The following is a 20,823-nucleotide window of genomic DNA, read 5'->3' as shown; positions in this document are numbered from 1 at the left end:
AGTAGTTTATACCTACAAACAGTATCTTTTTTCAAGTTATGTTAGCTGCTTTTCTGCTACCTTCAATCTAAAAATTTATCTTTGCCGTAATCCCCTTTTTAGGTGCATTATGAAATTGAGTCTATCTTTATTTATTTGCATTGTATTTTTTTCACTCTCAGTAAAGTGTCAAGAGATATTGGATACAGATGCTTTTTTTATAAATAATCTAAGCAGTGTATATCAAAACCCAGATCAAACTGAAAAAGTAGCTAAGTATTTTCTGGAAAATGCTACGTCTAGTACTGGTAAAGTAGAAGGTCATTACTTATTTTCAATGAGTGCAGCATTAAAAGGTAATGCCGCCCAAAGTATTGAAGAACTTTTTAATGCAAAAGACAATCTTACCAAAGAAACCTCCCCCTTAGTTACCACCTTGGTGTATTCGGAAATCTCAGAACGATATTCGGTTGCAGGAATGGAATCTATAGGTGAGAAATTTGAAAGGAAAGCTAAAATACGTTTTGCTGAAATTATTCCAGGAGAAAAAAGAATAATTGCCGAAGTTATACTTGCACTCAACCAATCTAATAGTGCAGCTAATAAAGACGGTATAGAAGATGCTTTACAGAAATTGCTACAGATTGAAACTAACTATACAACCATGCCACCTATACTTATGGCAAGAGTTTCAAACAAAATTGCAGACCTTTATTTATACAATATGAAGGTAGATCTTGCTAAGGTTTATTTCGAAAAAGCACTTTCTTTATTAAAAACTTCAGGTGCCGAAAGCTCTTCTCTTTCAGCTATTTCGTATCATGGATTGGGAAATGTTTATTTTGAGAAAGATGAACTAGAGGTTTCTAAGCAATACTATAAACAAACGCTTGCCATTCCTTTTATTGAAAAATCTATAAAATTTTTAGCTCATAAAAATATTTCAGAAATTTATAAAAGACAAGATAGTACTGCTTTATTGCAAAAATATTATAATGAAATATTTTACTCCATTCACAACTTCAAAACAACGAACGTACTGTTAGGAGTACATTAATTTCTCATCTTCAAAAAGAACAAAAAAACATATTGCAAACCGATAAAAATCAATTTTATATCTGGGGTGCGATACTCGCGTTGGTATTTCTAATAACTATAACAACTTATTATTTTTATAACAAAAAATTGAATAGGGAATACAAACGTTTTAAACAACTTATAGTACAAGTTGAGAAGGATAAAAAGCTGGAAATTCCATATAAAGTTGAAGAGGTGTCAATTAAACCTACAAAAGCACTTAGTATTCCAGAAGAGACTATACAGACTATCTTAGAGCGTTTAAACGAATTTGAAAGTTCTACCAAATTCACAGATAGTAAAATGAATCTAACCGTATTGGCAAAGCAACTAAAATCAAATTCAAAATATATTTCAGAAATTATTCATACCCATAAACAGAAAAATTTCAACAGTTATATAAATGAGTTGCGAATTAATTATATCATAAAATTAATGAAGACAGACAAAACTTATTTAAATTATAAAGTAAGTTATCTGGCTGAAACCTCTGGGTTTTCTTCACATAGTGCTTTTACTGTGGTATTTAAGAATATTACAGATTTTACGCCAAAGCAGTTCATTACTTTTTTAAAGAAAAGCAAGAAAGAAAACGCACAGAATTAGTATCTTTCTACAGATGAACCTCGTATTATTTTATTGGAAAATTTCTTGTGTCACAATGGTGTTCTTTTTTATGCAGGCACCCATGAGCATTGCACAAAATAGGGCGCACCTTGACAGTTTACGTCAGGAGGCTAGTGTTGTAACCTATAGTGACCCTGAACTTGCCATAAAAAAAGGATTAGAATTATACAGTTTAGCCAAGGATGATCCTTCTACTCAAATAGGTGCTTTAATTATTATAGCTAATGGGTACGCAATCTTAAAAAAACATGACAATGTTTTAAAATATGCTTTTAAGGCAGATTCTATAGCCGAAAAAAGTAATACCTATTCAGATAGGATACGGGTTTTGGGCTTTATAGGCGGAGAATACCAGCGGTTGAATTTGAATGATAAGGCTTTGAACTATCTGGACCAGGCTTATGAAATTTCGGTTAAAAACCCACTGCCAGATTCTTTAAAATTTCTTCAGGGCAATATTCTTTTCGTAAAGGGCCTTATACAAAAGGACCATCTTGGCTGTGAGTATGCGCTGCCATTTTTAGAGCAGGCCAGAGCGGTCTTTAAAAACAATATTAGTAGCAAAACCATTAATGCAAGCATCGCCATAGCAGATAGCAATATTGGCGACTGTAATTTTGAAATGGAGAATTATGATGAAGCTGAAAAAAATTATAATGAAGCTATTGAATATGCCAGCAAAGTAAATTCTACAAAAAGTATTGCTTATGGAAATCTTGGGTTGGCCAACATACTTGCAAAAAAAGGAAAGTATAAAGAGGCAATTATAATTTTGGAAGCAGCGTTTCTATCTATTAAAAAAATAAATGACCCAGGAACAAATAGTCAGGTTTTAAAAGCACTTTCAGAAAATTATGAAGCCGTTGGAGATACTGAAAATTTCAACAAATATAGTTCACTCTATATAGCTGAAAACGAAAAGTTATTAGACGAAGAAAAGAAGTCACTTAAGAAAATAGTGACAGATCTCTCTTCAGAAAATTCAGCTGAAAGAACGCAGCAAAAAAATAAATACACCTATTTATTTCTTTTTTTGGGTGTTATTTTTATGCTACTTATCGTCCTAATCATTAGAAATATCCTTCAAAAACGAAAGAAAATTGCCGAACAAAGACAAGAAATTGACAATTCCTCTAAAAAATAGTTTTTTAGCCATAACAAACTTATTTTTAGGATTTTAAGTTTAGTTTTTGATTTTTAAATTTCGTGAAAATTCACGAAATTTAAAATTATACACCTTTTATTATAGTAGTTCCTGTTGTAAGTTTACCATTCATAATAATAACCTAAAATTAGTTTACAATGAAAAAATTACTACTTATTCTCGTTGCATTTTTTCTGGTAGGGCATGCGGTTTCTGCGCAATGTGAAATATCAGAAAATTTTGACACGTACAATAACGGAGATGTTCCAGGAGACTAGACAATGATTAAAAATACCGACGGGACAAGTGACTATGGTCGTGTAACTCCCGATCCAAATGCACCATCGCCCTCTAGATACTTTAGAATGTATAGCGGCAATGCAACAACTGGAGACTTAATATTTGTGTCTCCTTTGAATGCTACAACCTCAGATGGTAATCATCGCGTTACATTTTTCACTAATGGATTTGGTGATTCTAGTTTAGTAGTTGGTACTATAGACACTCCTAATAGTACAGGAACGTTTTCTGAAATCACTACTATTGCCGTAACAACTACCTGGACACAATATGATATCACTATACCAGCAGGTCCTAACCAGTATTTGGCGTTCAAACATAATTTAGCAACTACCTTTGACCAGGTGAACCTGGATAGCATATGTGTGGAAGTAATTCCTACTTGTTTGGAAGTTTCCAATGTACTATTGTCTAATCCCACTCAAACTACTGTAGATATTGCTTGGGACGAAAGTGGCTCTAATGAGGATGCATGGGAATATGTTGTGCAAGAAGTAGGCACAGGAGAACCAGCGGCCAATGGTACTGCTTATACTTCAACAAATGCATCGGTTTCATTTACAGTTACAGGTCTTGAATTGGATACCGAATATGAAGCCTTTGTACGTGCAGATTGTGGTGGTGGTGATTTTGGCGCTTGGATTGCAGCTGGAAATACAGTTAGAACAGATTGCGGTGCCATTACGACTAACTTCTGCGAAGATTGGGCAGGTATACCAGATAATTCAGTACCCTTTTGCTGGAACGTGTATGATGACCCATTAACTGGAGGTTATGCGTATGTAGATTATGAGTTTTCTGGATACAACAAGAATATGTTCGAATTGTTTTTCTCAAGCAATACTGCTCCTGGAGATATTGTGGCAATTTCACCAGACGTGTCTTATGCTACCGATGGAACACACCGTTTACGTTTTACAGCAGGTACCAGTAGTAGTACTGCTACACCAGCTTTAAACGTTGGAACTATAGATGGTTCAGGAGCTTTTGTGCAAATTACATCTGTTATCTTAACTTCAGATAGAGATCAAGTTTATTTTGTAGATCTACCAAATAACGGGCACGCAAATTTTGCGTTTCAACACGGGGGAGAGATTAATAGGTCTTTACTTATTAATACAGTTTGTATAGAAGATATTCCTTCATGTTTAGAAGTAACTGGAGTAACTGCTACAAACGTTCAGTTTAATGCAGCAGATCTTAGCTGGACTGCTAGTGGCTCTGCTGAAACTACCTGGGAATATTTAGTGCAAGAAGCTACGTTACCTGCTCCAGATGCTACAACAAATGGAACGGAAACAACCAATATGATGGAGACAGTTTCTTTAGGACAAAACACTGCTTACATTGGATATGTAAGAGCAAAATGTGATGCAAACGACTTTGGTGCCTGGATTGCTTCAGAGGAATTTACAACGGCTTGTGATGTTTTTGTAGCTGAATACAATAGCGGATTTGAAGGCCTGAATGTAGATGGAGAAGAAATAAAGCCTTGTTGGAATGTAGTAGATACCACCAATGGAGATTTTAGAACCTACAACAATAGTTTTGGAATCAGTGCTTTTGAAGATAATTTAATGCTAAGAATGTACTTCGCTACGAATGCCGATCCTGAAGGATTGTATTTAATTACTCCAGAATTTTCAGATTTGGCGAATGACAAACAAATTCGTTTTAGAATGAACAAAAGAGCTTCTAATGAGGCAGACTTTACGATGCTAGTAGGTACGATGACAGACCCAGCAGACTTGGCTTCGTTTACTTTGTTAGATGATACTTCATTGAACCAAACCACTGTTGTAGCCGGTAACTGGACCGAATTTACCATAGATCTAAGCGGATATGACACTAGTTTAGGTCACCGTTATATTGCCTTTAAACCACAACATTCTGGGACTGGTTCTGGACAATATGTATTTATGGATGATTTCAATTATGAATTTAATCCTGTGCAAGGGTTTAACGATGAGCCTACCACAGCAAATGTTTTGTTATTATCAGACGATTACGACTGTAACAATGCAATCACAGGAAATTTTGTAGGAGCTACTCAGTCTCCAGAATATACGTGTACTACGCCAACGTATGCAAACTATGCAGACCTTTGGTACCGTTTTACTCCTACTGAAACTGCAGAATATGCTTTTGGTGTAGAACAAGTAACAGGGGATCCTATCAATATGTTTCTTTTTGGTGGTTCTTCTGTAAATCCTGAATTACTTTCTGGAGGGTGTTCTACTCGTTCTCTATCGAGAGAATTAAATGCGGGGCAAACTTATTTTGTAGCCATTGCGAGTGAGGTTCCAATGGGAGAGTTTTCACTTTGTGTATATCAGTTTCCAGACGCACCGGTAAACGATGAGCCTGCTGGAGCACTAGCTTTAACAGAATCTACGAACGGTATCTGTGAAAATGCAGTAGTTGGTGCTACCGCCTCTGCTACACATTCAGTAGATTCTCAATGTGGGCCAACTTCAGACGATGTATGGTACACATTTGTGCCAGCTACCACTGCTAATTACACTTTTAAAAGAACCCTAATTAATGGAAGTGCTCCAACCTCAATGGGAGTTTACGCTGGTGTTCCAGGGAATTTCACACAGCTTACCGAGGGATGTACTAGCTATTTACAAACAGTCGATTTAGTTGCTGGGGAAACCTATTATGTCAATGTAAGCTCTTCTGCTTCATCCATTCCAACGTATTTTGAGTTATGTGTATACCCATCACCTCCAGCACCTTCTAACGACGAATGTGTTGCTGGTATTCCTTTAACTGTAGGAGTAGACTTTAATTCAAGTTTTATAATTGGTACTAATACTTCTGCTACCCGCAACGCTGCAGATCCATTAGTGATTTGTGAAGGGCTTGAATTTGAAGAAAAGGGAAAAGATGTTTGGTATACGGTTATAGTTCCAAATTCTGGAAATGTAACTTTAGAAACTAGAACCAGTGGTGACCCATATATGGATGATACTGGAATGCAAGCCTACGCAGGTACATGTGGTGCATTAGAAACTATTTTCTGTAACGGTGATGGTGGTGAAGGCTTCTTTAGTTATATGGAATTAACCAATCTGCAACCTGGGTCTGAAATACTAGTACGTGTTTGGGGATATGTAGGCCGTTTTGGAAACTATAAGCTTGCTGCGTTCGACAATACTCCAGCCTGTGAGTTTCCATCAGATATTTCTGTAACAGATATTACAGAAACTACTGCTTTATTAAGCTGGACAGCACCTGCTACAGTTCCTGCAGGAGGATATGAGTATATTGTACAATTAGAAGGTTCAGGATATCCAGGAGCTGCTACAGGCGTTTCTTCAAATGTAACTGAAGTACTTTTAGATAACTTAACTCCAAATACAGCGTATGAAGTTTACGTTAAATCTATTTGTAGCTCAAACGGTAGTGCCTGGGAAGGTCCTTTCGTATTTAATACAGATGAGATACTTGGAGTTTCAGATAACAAAGAACTATCATTAAATTTTTACCCTAATCCGGTAAAGGATATTTTAAATTTTTCAACAACACAAATTATTGAAAAATTAACGGTATATAGCTTAACAGGACAAGTTGTTCAAACTGAAAGCATAAATGCAACGGAAGGGCAAATCAATTTATCAAGATTAAGTACTGGAATGTATTTAATTGAAGCGCAAGCTAGCACTGGAAACCAAGTGTTTAAAGTGTTTGTTGAATAATGCAGTTCACAAATTAATAGTACGAAAGAACCGCCTCAATTTGAGGCGGTTTTTTTATTCCTAAATTTGAATAATTCGATATTTGTAAAAACTCACCTTAATTGAAAAGAGACTTCAGGATAAGTTTTATTCCGTTGAAGAGCAAATAAATAGTAGCAGCCATTCCAAGTATTGCTAGCGGAAGCAAGTAATATATAGGAATGGTTTCTTTATTTAGAAAAGTAAAAGTAAAGGCGTAGGTTGTCAATACTAAAAGAGGTAAGGCAAGTGCCAAGCGCTTTAGTCCTTTCACCAATAATTGTTTGTCGGTATGTCTTTGTGGTCGGTTATTCATTATGGTATGCTGTGATTGCTTTTCGAACACTGCCGTGTTTTTGTAAAAGTGAAGCTGCGCTATCTTGATCCATATTTAATTCTTGCATGAGCATTCGTGTGCCACGTTCTACGAGCTTATTGTTGCTCAATTGCATATCTACCATTTTGTTTCCTTTCACGCGACCCAACTGGATCATAGCCGCAGTAGAAATCATATTTAGCACCAGTTTTTGGGCGGTACCCGCTTTCATTCTGGAGCTTCCCGAAACAAACTCAGGTCCTACCATAACAACCACGGGAAATTTCGCCGTTTTGTGTAGCGGACTACCTTCATTACAAGTAATACATCCCGTCGCAATACCAAGCGAATTACATTTTTCCAACGCACCAATCACATAGGGAGTAGTTCCTGAAGCTGCAATACCAACCACCACATCGTTGATACCAACTTGATGATTTTTGAGATCTTCCCAACCTTGGTTTTGTGAATCTTCAGCGAACTCTACCGCTTTTCTAATCGCTATATCGCCACCTGCAATAAGTCCAACAACAACCCCGTGATCTACTCCAAATGTAGGAGGGATTTCACTAGCATCTACAACACCTAATCTACCACTGGTTCCAGCACCCATATAAAATAAACGTCCACCATTTTTTAGTTTTTCTGAAACTATTGTGGTGAGTATTTCAATTTCTGGAAGTGCTTTTTCAACAGCCAGTGGTACTGTTTTGTCTTCATCATTTATATTTTTGAGCACTTCTTTTACACTCATTTGTTCTAAATGATCGTAATGCGAATCTGCTTCGGTAATTTTGTGGAAACTCATACTACAAATTTAAAGCTTTTGAATGCCAATTAATATATTATTCTACCGTGTAGGTTAAGATAGATACTTCAGAAACCCGAAAATACCCAAGTGGAAAATTATCTGGATTGGTAATATTAAGCATATTTCCACGTACCGTGGCGGGTTGCGTTTCAAAAGGACCGCCACCCTGGTCACCACTTTGTTGCAATAGGATGAACATAAAATTATAAAATTGCTCATTTACACCGTGCAGATAAAAGGTAACCTGGTCTCCTGCCTCCAAATCTTCTACAGAATAAAACCCAAAAATTTCATTTCCGTCAAAAAACTCATCACTGAAGGTGTCTGCTAAATATCCTCTGGGGGAAAGCCCTTCAAAAAAGTAATAATTTTCTACATTGGAAGGATCTGTAAAAAATGCTTTCAGTTCAATTTCATCATTGGAGAAACCGCCATCGTTTTTTTGTTCTACAAACTCCAAGGGGACTCCGGTAACTAATGTTTCTGTGGCAGTGTAGGTTTCACCATCTACTACAATTTCTAAAGTGTAGGCAACTCCAGGCTCAGGTTCCAGGTTTGAAAGTACATAGTTGCCGTTTTCTATAAAAGGAACTGTAATAGCCGCTCCATTTTCTGGAGTTATCGTTACAATTGCTGTATTGACAAACACAGGTTCTGCATTGAAAAAAGGAATGGTTTTGCTCAAAGTTATTCTTAAAACGGAATCATCAATAGCTATTTGTTTTAAGAAATTTGCTTCAATAACCAGTTTGGGTGTGCCTTCATTTAAATCTACTTCGACCACATCTTCACAGGCACCAAAACAAATCGCAAGTAATAGTAAAAACAGCAATTTTTTCATCATCATCAAAATTTAAAGTTATAGGTAACCGAAGGAATAATACCGAAGATAGACAAGCGAACCGCTTCATTTTGGCCAATATCTGTATTTTCGCTAAAGGAAATAGAAGCAGCGTTTTTTCGGTTATAAATATTGTATACGCTAAAAACCCATTCTCCTTTCCAGCGTTTGGGATTGTTAGCTTTTGGTGTCCAGGTCGCTGAAATATCTACGTGATGGAAAGCAGATAGCCTACTACTATTTCTTGCTTCATAAACGGGTACTACAAGGTTGCTATACTCATATTGGCCGTTAGGAAACGTGCTGGGTCGCCCGGTTTGGTAGATAGCATTTGCTCCAAAAGACCATTTGTCATTAAGTTCGTATTGGGCGGTAATAGAAATGTCATGAGGTTTATCCCAGGCGGCATTGTACCATTGGCCTTCATTTATGCCAATTTCTTCGGTTGTTCTTCCGGGTGTTCGCTGTTCACTTTTGGAAAGCGTATAGGCGATCCAACCTTGTAATTTCCCTGTTGTTTTTCTTAGTAAAAACTCCAATCCGTATGCTCTGGCCTCCCCTTTTAGTAAAATTTGTTCTACGGCATCATTGGCAATTAAATTGGCATCGTCTACATAATCTAAGCGATGGTCTACGGTTTTGTAAAAAGTTTCGGCCTCTAAGGAAAAATCTTCAAATTTTTTGAAAAAACCAAAGGCTACCTGATCTGCGGTTTGTGGTTCTATAAATTTTCCGCTGGGAGCATATATATCAAACGGAGTAGGAGATGTGGTATTACTAATTAGGTGAATATATTGTGCTGTGCGATTGTAACTGGCTTTTATAGACGAAGTTTCGTTTAACTGATAGGCAACCGAAAGTCTGGGCTCCAGGTTTGCATAACTTTCAATAACATCACTCCTTTTAAAAGAAATCGTATCTATAGGTGTTGCTTTTTGATAAATATCCAGATCGCTGTTATAGAGAATGGGATTGTCATTTTCATATACATTTAAAGCATCTTGTCCCAATCTTGCGAATGTGGAAAGTCGTACACCTGCCTGAAAAGAAAGTTTATCTGTAAGTTCTATCTCTGCATCGGCATAGATTGCGTTTTCGGTAGCATACTTTTTAGTGGTTTTAAAAGGATTAATTCCAGAAGTTTGAGTCGTAGGATTTATTTCACCTGGATTAAACTGGTAGTAAATTCCGTTTAAACCATACTGAAGCTTTATCTTATTTGAAACATATTGGGTGAAGTCATATTTTAAATTAAAATTCTTAATACCGCTATCAAAATCGAATTCTACGAAACCCAGTTCCAATCCGTAATAATAATCTGAATAGATCAGGGAAAGATTGCTGAAAATCTGGTCGTTAAATAAATGATTCCAACGTAAATTAACGGTCGTATTTCCAAAATTGTTGCTAAAGCTATCTGCAATTTCAAACACATCACGACCAAAATAACCCGAAAGAAACAGCCTGTTGTCTTTGTTGATATTATAACTAATCTTGGTGTTTAAATCGTAGAAATAGGCAATATTATCATTGTCAAAAAGCGGTAAAAACAAATGTGCATAACTACTACGCCCACCTATTAAAAATGCCGCGGTGTCTTTTTTAATAGGCCCTTCCAGTAACAATCTGCTGGCCACCAGTCCAATGCCACCATTGGCCTCAAATTGTTTTAAATTTCCATCTTTTTGATAGATATCCAACACTGAAGAAATGCGTCCACCATACCGTGCGGGAATTCCACCTTTATACAACGTTAAATCTTTGATAGCATCTGGATTAAAAACCGAAAAGAAACCGAACAAATGCGAAGAATTATAAAGTGTAGCTTCGTCCAGCAGAATCAAATTCTGGTCTGCCGAACCACCACGAACGTTAAAACCACTAGCGCCTTCCCCTGCATTCGTTACTCCTGGGAGTAGTGTAATGGCTTTAATCACGTCTTTCTCGCCTAAAACTACAGGAATTTTTTTTATGGTTCCTGCAGTCAGTCTGTTCACGCTCATTTCTGGCTTACGGATGTTGAGCGCTTCTACGTCTGCTTTTATAATTACCTCGTCTAATTGTTGGGTGTCTTCGTCAAGATTTATGTTTACTGAAGTATTTGAAGTAAGCATGATGGTTTTTTGAAGCGTCATAAAACCAATATTACTGAAATAAACGTCATACGTTCCCTCTGATAATGTAATGGAATAAAAACCATATTCATTAGTGATTGTTCCCGTTTGAAGGGAAGGAATAATAACGTTAACGTTTAGCAATGTTTCGCCAGAGGAAGCTTCAGAAACAACACCGCTAAGGGTATATTTTTCCTGAGAGAAAGCTGTAATGCTTACAAATAAACATAGGAGCCATAAGAGATTTTTCAAGTGCAATTTTTTATAAAAGTATGAACCAGCAGTTAATTAAAATTGAGTAGGACTAAAAAAATAAGTTTGGAAATCTCTGTTCGAGCGCAGTCGAGAACTAATTTAAACCTTTTAATTTAAAAAGGTTTCGACTGCGCTCAACCAGACATACTAATTAGTTGACCTTTATGCTAGTTTTTTAAGATTTAAGCAATTTCCGAAAGTATATCATTGAGTGTTTTACTAGCTCGCATTTCCTCATTTACCCTGTTTTCATTTGGGTAATAATAGCCTTCAATATTTACTGTGGCACCTTGTGCATCAAGAAGTTCTTTTAAAATAGTTTCTTCGTTAGCATTCAGTTTTTCTGAGATTGGTTCGAATCTATTCTTTAAGGTTTTATCTTTATCCTGGTTTGCTAGTGCTTCGGCCCAGTATTTTGCCAAGTAAAAGTGACTACCTCTGTTGTCAATTTCGTTTACTTTTCTGGAAGGGCCTTTTTTATTTTCCAATAACTTTTCAGTAGCATCATCTAGGGCTTCACCCAAAACAATCGCATTGCTATTATCATAGGTAGAACCTAAATGCTCTAAAGAAACCGCCAGGGCCAAAAATTCACCTAAAGAATCCCATCGCAAATGTCCTTCTTCTACAAACTGTTCAACGTGCTTGGGTGCAGAACCTCCTGCGCCAGTTTCAAATAAACCACCACCATTCATGAGTGGGACGATAGATAACATTTTGGCGCTGGTGCCTAATTCCAAAATAGGGAAGAGGTCGGTTAAGTAATCTCTTAGTACATTTCCAGTTACCGAAATGGTATTCTCTCCTTTTTTAACACGCTCCAGCGTATAATCGGTCGCTTTTTCAGGAGATAATATTTTTAGTTCCAATCCGCTGGTATCGTGATTGGGTAAGTATGTATTTACTTTTTTAATCAACTCAGCATCGTGTGCTCTGTCTTTATCCAACCAGAAAATAGTTGGCCATCCAGTTGCTCTTGCACGATTTACCGCAAGTTTCACCCAATCCTGAATTGGAAGGTCTTTTACCTGGCACATACGCCAGATATCGCCTTCACTTACGTTGTGTTTCATTAAAACGGTTCCGTTGTTATCAATTACTTCAACAGTACCATTTTTTTGAATTTCGAATGTTTTATCGTGAGATCCGTATTCTTCAGCTTTTTGAGCCATTAAACCTACGTTTGGCACTGTTCCCATGGTAGTAGGGTCAAAGGCACCATTATTTTTACAGAAATTAATAGTAGCTTCATAAATAGCGGCATAGCTACTATCTGGAATCACAGCTTTGGTATCTTGTTGTTTCCCTGCTGCATTCCACATTTGCCCGGAGGTTCTAATCATCGCTGGCATAGAAGCATCAATAATTACATCACTTGGTACGTGTAGGTTGGTAATGCCTTTGTCGCTATTCACCATTGCCAGGTCTGGGTTGTTTGCCAGCTCCTTGTCAATATCGGCTAAAATTTCATTTCTTTTTGTCTCTGGAAGTTTTTCAATATCACTCAATACATCTCCAAAACCGTTGTTAGGATCCACTTCTGCATCTTTTAAGGTTTGACTGTGCTTTTCAAAAACATCGGCAAAAAACACACGAACGGCGTGACCAAAAATAATTGGATCACTTACCTTCATCATTGTCGCTTTCATATGTAATGAAAATAATACGCCTTTATCTTTTGCATCTTGTACTTGCTCTTTCAAAAATGAAAGTAAGGCTTTCTTTTCCATCACCGAAGCGTCAATAATCTCACCTTCCAATACGGCAATATTTTCTTTTAGCGTTGTTTTTGATCCATCTTCGCCATTTAAAACGATAGCTACAGAACCTGCTTTCTGTAATGTAACGGATTGCTCTGTATGGAAAAAATCGCCCTTGCTCATTGTGGAAACGTGGGTTTTACTAACGGCACTCCAGGCACCCATACGGTGCGGATTCTTCTTTGCATAGTTCTTTACAGCCTTTGGTGCGCGACGGTCGCTATTTCCTTCACGGAGTACAGGATTCACGGCGCTACCTTTTACTTTGTCATAGGCAGTCTTTATATTTTTTTCTTCGTCGGTTGTTGGATTTTCAGGATAGTCTGGAATGGCAAAGCCTTTTTCCTGTAATTCTGAAATCGCCGCAATAAGTTGCGGTACTGATGCACTAATATTTGGTAGTTTAATGATGTTGGCTTCTGGTGTTTTTGCCAATTCGCCCAATTCTGAAAGCGCATCAGTGACACGCTGTTCTTCTTTTAAATACGACGCCATAGTTGCTAAAATACGAGCCGCCAGTGAAATGTCCCTTGTTTCAATTGAAATATGAGAAGGTTTTGTAAACGCTTTTACAATAGGTAAAAAGGAATGTGTGGCTAAATAGGGGGCTTCGTCTGTTTTGGTGTAAATAATTTTGGCGGTCTTAGTCATATAGAGGAATTTTATTTCGGTTGAAAATGAAATTTGTATAGATTTCGTAATCCTAAATTACGGGTTGCAAAGATACGGATTTAGGCGGGTCTTTAAAAGGGGAGGACTGCGGTTGGTTGAAAGTTTAATAGTTTTTTAATATTTAGCCCTTCGATACAATTCCGCAGAAAAAGCGGAACCACTCTGGGTGACGTTGTAAAGGATGTTCAATTAGAAATTAGTTTTTGGTAGTGTGAGAGGTGAGGGCGCTTTGCTTTGAAGGGAAGGAAGAAAGAGCAAAGAATAAAGAGGAAAGACTGCTTCGCTGAACGATATGAAATTTTAGTAGCTGTTTAAGCTGAAATGTTTCTGGATACCACTTGTTACAGACGAGTGCTAAAGCTATTTACTGATAGTTACTTCGTAAAAAAATTGATTATAATACCAAGCGTAATAGTTCTCTCACTCTCCCTCCGGGAGAGTCGAAAGGTGAAATCAGCCACAGGCTGAGCATCAGCTTTCGGTGAGGGACTAAACAATAAAAGCCATAACAATGTGCTAGGCACTTTGTTATGGCTTCTTGTGAAAACTGCCGTTACCAGCTCATCTTTACAATGTAATGCAAGTTTATTATACCCCTGCAGCTGTGACCGATTTCAAGAAAGAAGTATTAATGTTCTTGTTGTAGGCGATTCATACAATTTGCATTGCTGAAAGCATCCTTCAAAAACTACTTCCGAACTTTTTAAAAATCTCCAACCTAACCATTCGCAAGGAACCGTTAGCTCGTCAAACAATTTTCAAAAAGAAATAAAGAACGTTACTTTATGTATCTAACAATAGTTGTATTGTTTTGATAGTACTAAAGTAACATTTCAATTGAAATAAACAAATCATATAAGGCTTTTAATATGAACAAGTTATAAACTAAGGTTGTTAACAATTGTTTATAAACAAAAAGCGACCCCAATGTGGAGTCGCTTTCTAAAATATGCTGGTATAGCCTATTTACGCTTTTCGCGGATTCTTGCTTTTTTACCAGTAAGACCTCTAAAGTAGTAGATACGTTTTCTACGTACGCTACCTTTTTTGTTGATCTCTATTTTTTGCAATGCAGGTAAATTCATTGGGAAGATACGCTCTACACCAACCGTTCCTGACATTTTTCTAATTGTAAAAGTTTGAGTTGTTCCGGTTCCTCTTAATTGGATCACGACACCTCTAAAGAACTGTGTTCTTGTTTTTTCGCCTTCACGAATTTCGTAGTATACTGTGATAGTGTCTCCCGCAGAGAATTTTGGAAATTCTTTCTTGGTTACGAATTCGTCTTGTACAAATTTTATTAACGCTTCCATTGTTATGGTTTTGATAGTATTATGGTTACGGCAACGTTCACGGGTATCGTCAGAGGTTACTATAAATCGAGTGCAAAGATACTCTTTTTTTGAAATGAACAAACAGTTGGAGCAAGAAATTAAGCTACTTATTTAACTACCGTGTGAATCCAACTCGATATTTCTACCAGTACATAGGGCGCTATGGTTTGCTCAATCTTACCGTATTCAAAAACAGAACCTGTGACACTTTCCTGAAAAAGGTGGTTGAGCTTCGGGTAGGATTTTGTAGTAATATTTTTTTCAGGATAGGCACTTTTTAACTGCTCTAATGCTTGTAAATTTTCTTTTGATGGAACCTGTGTGTCATTCTCGCCATTTAGTGCTAATATGGGACACTTTGTATTTTTAAGTGCTTCGGCTGGATCGTAATTAAGTAAATTATAGAGCCAGGGGCTTGTGTAGGACGAGACGACTAGATTTGTATAGGTCTCGGCATGCATCCCTCTGTTTTTAGCAAATTTCGGATTTTTCTCTAAGTATGCTGTAGTGAAAGTTTTTAAATTTTCAGCAAGCTCATCCAATGGAGTTGTTGTAATTACAGGCATCAATTCGTTATCAAAAAGAACTTCCTGTTCAATATAACTTTCTGAAGATCCCATAGCTCGCAATGACAACTCTTTTTGCAGCTTCATTAAATCATCGAAAGGGATGGTCACACCGGCAAGCAATATAATAAACCCGATATCTTCAGGATGATCACTGGCAACCATGGGTGCAATAATCCCGCCCTCACTGTGACCTATTAAACCAATAGCTTTTTGGTTGAATTCGGTTCTTGTTTTTAAAAAGTCTACGGCAGCTTCAACGTCTGTGGCAAAATCCTGTGTGAGTGCAGTTTTAAAATTTCCGGTAGATGCTGCAGTGCCGCGGTCGTCATATCTCAAAACTGCAATCCCTTGCTTAGCAAGATAGTCTGCCAAAACCCAAAAGAGTTTATGCCCCACTAATTCTTCATTTCTATTTTGTGCTCCACTACCACTTATAAGCACAGCAACTGGAAAATTATTTCCATCTTTTGGAAATGTAAGTGTGCCTGCCAGGGTTACACTGTCTTTTGTGTTTTCAAAAGTTACCTCTTCAATATGATAATAAAATGGAGGAGTGGGAGTTTGCGGCCTGTTTAAAGTTGACTGGCAAATTCCGCTAACGGATAATAACAGTGCTAAACTTAATAGTACGTATGTTTTCATACAGGGAGTTTTTTTTGTTATATGAAAGATATTGAATTTTAATATAGCAAATGCTATTCCTCCAACAAATCGGGTCTACGCTCTTGCGTGTGTTTGTAAGCCTGATCCTCCCGCCATTCATCAATTTTTGGGGTGTTGCCGCTTGTAAGAATTTCTGGAACTTTCCAACCTTTGTAGTTTGCAGGACGTGTATAAATTGGAGGTGCCAGTAAATTATCCTGAAAACTATCGGTCAAAGCACTGGTTTCATTTCCTAAAACACCAGGAAGCAATCTAATGACAGTATCACACACAATGGCTGCTGCCAATTCGCCACCACTTAACACAAAATCTCCCACTGAAATTTCACGGGTTATAAATTGATCGCGCACACGTTGATCTACACCCTTATAGTGACCACAGAGAAGTATAATATTTTCTTTTAGCGAAAGTTGGTTGGCAATACTTTGATTGAGTGTTTCTCCGTCTGGAGTCATATAAATAATTTCTTCATACTCTCTCTCGGCCTTTAATTTACTAATACATTTATCAATGGGTTCAATCATCATAACCATCCCTGCGCCTCCACCAAATTGGTAATCGTCTATTTGGTTATAATTATTAGTGGAAAAATCCCGAAGGTTATGGGTATGCACTTCTACCAAACCTTTATCTATGGCGCGTTTAAGTATAGACGCTTCAAAAGGGCTTTTTAGTAATTCTGGTAGTACGGTGATGATGTCTATACGCATTTTTGCTGAGTTGATTTTTTTAATTAGACTTTGGAGCTTTTTACCCTTCCGAATTTCGGGAAAAAAGATTGTATTTTTCATTGAGTATATCTTACCGAAATTCACCTTCCCTTTAGCGCAGAAGTAAGATTCCGATATTTCATTACAAAACTTTAGCTGTTAAAGGAAGGAGCTTAGATGGAAATTTTATAAAAACTTCAGTTTCAGTTTCAAGTTCAAGTTCAAGTTCGAGTTACAGTTTAAAAGGGTTTTTTGCCTTTATCTTTGTTGCGTTGGTTGAAACCTTTATCGCCTTTGGTTCTTGCTTTTTTATATTTTTTCTTAATGATACGTTTATAACTTCCGCCTTGATTGGTTCTGCTGTTTTTTTCACTTTTTTCGTGGAAACTGGCTCCTCTTTCTTCGGTATCTATCTTATGCGGATTGTCTGCTTCTACAATTTTTGGTTGTTCTTCCCACGTGAGTTTTTTTGAAATTTCAACGGTTTCGGGTAGTTCCAATTGTTCAATCTTAAGATTCATTAAATCTTCAATTGCTTTTTTATGATCTTGTTCGGCTTCAGTACTTAATAAAATGGAAGTTCCTTCAGCTTCGGCCCTTCCAGATCTTCCAATGCGGTGCATGTAGTTTTCTGGAAAACGTGGCGTATCTACATTTATTACGTGACTAATGCTATCAAGATCGAGACCACGAGCCATTATATCTGTAGTGACTAAGATTCTTGTTTTATTTTGGTTGAAATTTTCTATAGAACGTATTCTGTAATTTTGTGTTTTATTAGAATGAATTACGGCAACTTCATCTCCAAAGAAATCATCTAACAATTCAAAAACCAAGTCGGCACTTTTCTTATTGGGTACAAAAATTAAGTTTTTAGTATAGGTTTCAGCATTCAGAAGTAGTTCTTTCAGTAAGTTTATTTTGGTGTAAAAATTGGGAACGTTATATGCAAATTGCGTTATGTTATCCAAGGGTGTACCGCTTACAGCTACTGAAATAGTCAACGGATTTTTAAAAAAGCTCGTGATAAATTCAGCCACATCCTCTGTCATGGTTGCTGAAAACATGATGTTTTGTCGTTGCTCTGGCAGCAATTCGAATATATTGGTAAGCTGAAACCTGAATCCTAAATCCAGCATAATATCCACCTCATCAATCACCAGTTTCTTAATGCTTTTCGGCTTTAGTGCTCGGCTTAATAGCAAATCGTACAATCGCCCAGGCGTAGCTACAATAATATCGGCTCCCTGCATCACCAGCTCTTTATGCTGATTAATATTAACACCTCCATATACACCAGCCACCCGAATGGAGCTATATTTCCCAAACTTTTCAATTTCATCAACAACCTGAATTACCAGCTCGCGGGTTGGAACAATCACCAAAACCCGAGGATCTATCTCCTTCGAAAATTTTAAATCATTAAGTAACGGCAGCATATAAGCAAAGGTTTTACCAGTACCTGTTTGTGCAATACCAACCACGTCTCTTCCGGACATAACAGGAGAGAAGGACTGCGATTGAATTTCAGTAGGTGTGGTAAAGCCTAAATCATCAATTGCGTAGTGTAACTGTTTATTTAGCTTAAAATCTTGAAAAGAATCCATGTATAAAGGCTTTTCGCAAAATTACAACTTTCTTATAGTTTGCGACTGTTTTACATTATATAATGGTGTGGGCTGAAACCTAAAATTCCAAACTCAAAAATTCCAAACTCAAAAATTGTAATTTTAAAACAAATCTTTCTTGGATTTACAACGTGCCATAGAAGCTTTTGCTCGGTCTAAAGTTGCCTGATCTAGCGTGTTAATGCCTGCGTTGCGGTAATTTTCTATAGCGAGGTCTAGTTTGCCTTGCTGCTCATACATAATAGCGTACTCGTTATATACGGTAGCTTTGGTAACGCCAGGAATATGTAACGCTTGATCCAATAATTCTTTAAGTTCGTCCCACTTACCCAGAGTTGAAAGCAATACCGAATAATTATAATAAATCGCAGGATACATAGGCGATTTTTCCAGGCACATTTTATAAAGTGTTTCTCCTTTTTCGAATTCCTTGAATTTCACTTCATATAAATAGCCCAAATGATTGTACGTCTTCCCGAAATTTGGGTCTAACGTAATCATTTCTTCAAGTGTATTCTCAGCTTTTTCGTAGTGGCCATTCTTTATATCGGTGTTGGCGCTCGAGAGCATTTCCTCCATTTTTGTAAGGTGATCCATATGTTTTCAGTTAATTAGGAGTCTTGAATTTTGAACTACTGCATCGATTTTTTCCTTAGCCCTAAAGGGAACCTCATTGAAATTGTTCAAAATTCAAAATAGTTCTTCAGCTTAAAATTACAAAATTGTCCTATTTTATTTCCCAAGTATAATGAAAAACTTCGGTATCTTTTTTCCAGCCTAGTCGCTCGTATAAGGTTTGTGCAGGGTTGTTGGTTGCTGTTTCTAGGGTGATACCTTTGGCACCTTCTGAAATGGCAAATTGCTTGGCGTGTTACGTTACTGCTTACCCAGATCCAGATTGGATTTGGTTGCTTTTATGTTATTCATTAATTGTCATCAGTTTTGTTGGTGTCCTTTTTATCATCTTCATCTCCTCCGCCAAAAATACCATCATCGGTAGGGTCTGCTTCTTCATCTTCGGCACCATCAAAAAGGCGTTTAAAGAAACCATCGGTTGTATCATTTTTACGTTCTTCTCTTCTTTTTTCCCTCCTCTTTTCTCGTAATTCCTGCTTTTCTTCTTTCGTTAAATTAGGGTCATTAAAGGCGTCTTCAAAATCTATATCATCATCAATATCTCCTTTAAAGGCGCTAATCCAGGCGTTTTCAAAAATATTAAAAATGGTAGGCCATACCCCCGCTTGCGCATTGTTCAAATCTCCTTCAACGGGGACTCGGGTAGCAATGGTGTCGGTTCCTTGATTCTTCAGAATAAATTTAAAGAAACCTACCAATCCTTCCCACAAAACACCAATAATGCCATCATCCTTCCCAATCATTTTTGAATCCTTCAGCAAGGGTTTTATATATCCTTTTAAATAACCATCGGCAATAGCAAATTCACTAAACAAACTGAAATCTCCTTCTTCAAAATCTATTCCTGCATAGTGACGTGTAAACGGGTTTAAGGCAGTTACGTTGGCGTGTTCTAAACTGAAATTCACATTCATGTCTGGAATTTCTTTAACGATATTTATATCTCCGTTGAGTTTTACGGCACCGCCGCCAATAGAAACGCCGGTAGCAGTTACAGGGGAGGGAAGCACGCGATCTTTTTCTCTTACGTTACGGAGGTTGCTGGCATTTAAATGAATTTTGGCTATTTGCAGGTCTATATTTGGATCTGCGTTTACTTGAACAAAAGCAAATTTACCATCGTGTACTTCAAAACGGTTTATTTCCAGCGGAACTATGTCGGTAAGAGCTTTGGACCAATCGTCTATATCTGCTTCACCTTCGGTTGGGACAGTTTCTTGATCTTCTAACACGTAAATTACCTCAGGACTGTACATCTCTATTTCGGAAACTATTTCACCATCAAACAGGGCACTCCATTCTATAGAAATATCACTTTTTGGAAAATTAAGGAAGGGAACCTGCGTATTTGCATCAACCTTATTGAGGTACATCCCTTCAATTACATACGCACCACGATATAAGGCCATATCTACATCAGCAACCTGACCGTAATAACCCGGGATATCTGCCAGCACTTTATTTATATAATCTTTTACGTAATAGGGAAGATAAATGCGTGCAGCAATCAATACAACCAAAATGATGATAGGTACGGTATATCTTTTCTTTCTGTAAGCTTTGCGCTTCTTTTTCGTATCCATTCTGAAATAGTCTCTTTTAACAAATTTCAATCAAAACCTATTTACTTTCAGTTAAGATACTCACAAAAAAAGCCCGTCCTTA

At 37.2% G+C, this 20,823-nt stretch carries 15 protein-coding genes; 4 read left to right on the top strand and 11 right to left on the bottom strand.

Annotated elements, in window-relative coordinates; translation table 11 throughout:
- The first annotated feature begins 178 nt into the window (after positions 1-178).
- The 4 genes from ACQ2HF_RS00130 to ACQ2HF_RS00115 all read left to right on the top strand — a co-directional run bounded on the left by ACQ2HF_RS00130 (position 179) and on the right by ACQ2HF_RS00115 (position 6,831).
- Positions 179-1,036, top strand: a complete 858-nt coding sequence (locus ACQ2HF_RS00130) for a tetratricopeptide repeat protein (RefSeq protein ID WP_432411491.1) — start codon at positions 179-181, stop codon at positions 1,034-1,036.
- A gap of 32 nt (positions 1,037-1,068) precedes the next feature.
- Complete coding sequence (locus ACQ2HF_RS00125) at positions 1,069-1,662, top strand: helix-turn-helix domain-containing protein (RefSeq protein ID WP_432411490.1); 594 nt, start codon at positions 1,069-1,071, stop codon at positions 1,660-1,662.
- 13 nt (positions 1,663-1,675) lie between these two features.
- Positions 1,676-2,827 (top strand): tetratricopeptide repeat protein, encoded by a 1,152-nt coding sequence (locus ACQ2HF_RS00120; protein ID WP_432411489.1) that lies wholly within the window; start codon positions 1,676-1,678, stop codon positions 2,825-2,827.
- 281 nt (positions 2,828-3,108) lie between these two features.
- Positions 3,109-6,831 (top strand): fibronectin type III domain-containing protein, encoded by a 3,723-nt coding sequence (locus ACQ2HF_RS00115; protein ID WP_432411488.1) that lies wholly within the window; start codon positions 3,109-3,111, stop codon positions 6,829-6,831.
- Positions 6,832-6,928: 97 nt separating this feature from the next.
- On the opposite strand, the gene ACQ2HF_RS00110 is transcribed toward ACQ2HF_RS00115, so the two are convergent.
- The 11 genes from ACQ2HF_RS00110 to ACQ2HF_RS00060 form a co-directional block, all read right to left on the bottom strand.
- Entirely contained in the window at positions 6,929-7,165 is a 237-nt protein-coding gene (locus ACQ2HF_RS00110) for a DUF6095 family protein (RefSeq protein ID WP_432411487.1), read from the bottom strand.
- On the bottom strand, positions 7,158-7,973 hold the full coding sequence (gene murQ, locus ACQ2HF_RS00105; RefSeq protein ID WP_432411486.1) for an N-acetylmuramic acid 6-phosphate etherase: 816 nt from the start codon (positions 7,971-7,973) through the stop codon (positions 7,158-7,160). Before murQ ends, ACQ2HF_RS00110 begins: the two co-directional genes overlap by 8 nt.
- 37 nt (positions 7,974-8,010) lie before the next feature.
- Positions 8,011-8,823: a DUF4249 domain-containing protein gene (locus ACQ2HF_RS00100; protein WP_432411485.1), complete on the bottom strand. Its 813-nt coding sequence runs from the start codon at positions 8,821-8,823 to the stop codon at positions 8,011-8,013.
- Entirely contained in the window at positions 8,823-11,189 is a 2,367-nt protein-coding gene (locus tag ACQ2HF_RS00095) for a TonB-dependent receptor (RefSeq protein ID WP_432411484.1), read from the bottom strand. The genes ACQ2HF_RS00100 and ACQ2HF_RS00095 overlap by 1 nt, the downstream gene beginning before the upstream one ends.
- Positions 11,190-11,368: 179 nt before the next feature.
- Positions 11,369-13,597, bottom strand: a complete 2,229-nt coding sequence (locus ACQ2HF_RS00090; protein WP_432411483.1) for an NADP-dependent isocitrate dehydrogenase — start codon at positions 13,595-13,597, stop codon at positions 11,369-11,371.
- 983 nt (positions 13,598-14,580) lie between these two features.
- Positions 14,581-14,931, bottom strand: a complete 351-nt coding sequence (gene rplS, locus ACQ2HF_RS00085; protein WP_432411482.1) for a 50S ribosomal protein L19 — start codon at positions 14,929-14,931, stop codon at positions 14,581-14,583.
- Positions 14,932-15,059: 128 nt separating this feature from the next.
- Positions 15,060-16,163, bottom strand: a complete 1,104-nt coding sequence (locus ACQ2HF_RS00080; RefSeq protein WP_432411481.1) for an alpha/beta hydrolase family protein — start codon at positions 16,161-16,163, stop codon at positions 15,060-15,062.
- A gap of 53 nt (positions 16,164-16,216) precedes the next feature.
- Complete coding sequence (gene trmD, locus ACQ2HF_RS00075; RefSeq protein ID WP_432413112.1) at positions 16,217-16,894, bottom strand: tRNA (guanosine(37)-N1)-methyltransferase TrmD; 678 nt, start codon at positions 16,892-16,894, stop codon at positions 16,217-16,219.
- A 239-nt stretch (positions 16,895-17,133) separates the two neighbouring features.
- Positions 17,134-18,501, bottom strand: coding sequence for a DEAD/DEAH box helicase (locus ACQ2HF_RS00070; protein ID WP_432411480.1), 1,368 nt, complete (start codon positions 18,499-18,501; stop codon positions 17,134-17,136).
- A 123-nt stretch (positions 18,502-18,624) separates the two neighbouring features.
- Entirely contained in the window at positions 18,625-19,119 is a 495-nt protein-coding gene (locus tag ACQ2HF_RS00065) for a hypothetical protein (protein WP_432411479.1), read from the bottom strand.
- Between the two features lie 329 nt (positions 19,120-19,448).
- Positions 19,449-20,771 (bottom strand): DUF748 domain-containing protein, encoded by a 1,323-nt coding sequence (locus ACQ2HF_RS00060; RefSeq protein ID WP_432411478.1) that lies wholly within the window; start codon positions 20,769-20,771, stop codon positions 19,449-19,451.
- Positions 20,772-20,823: the final 52 nt, after the last annotated feature.

The organism is Rasiella sp. SM2506, assembly GCF_050859505.1.
GTDB lineage: Bacteria > Bacteroidota > Bacteroidia > Flavobacteriales > Flavobacteriaceae > Marinirhabdus.
Note: the sequence above shows the minus strand (reverse complement) of the source record. Positions and strands in the feature narration are given on the sequence as shown.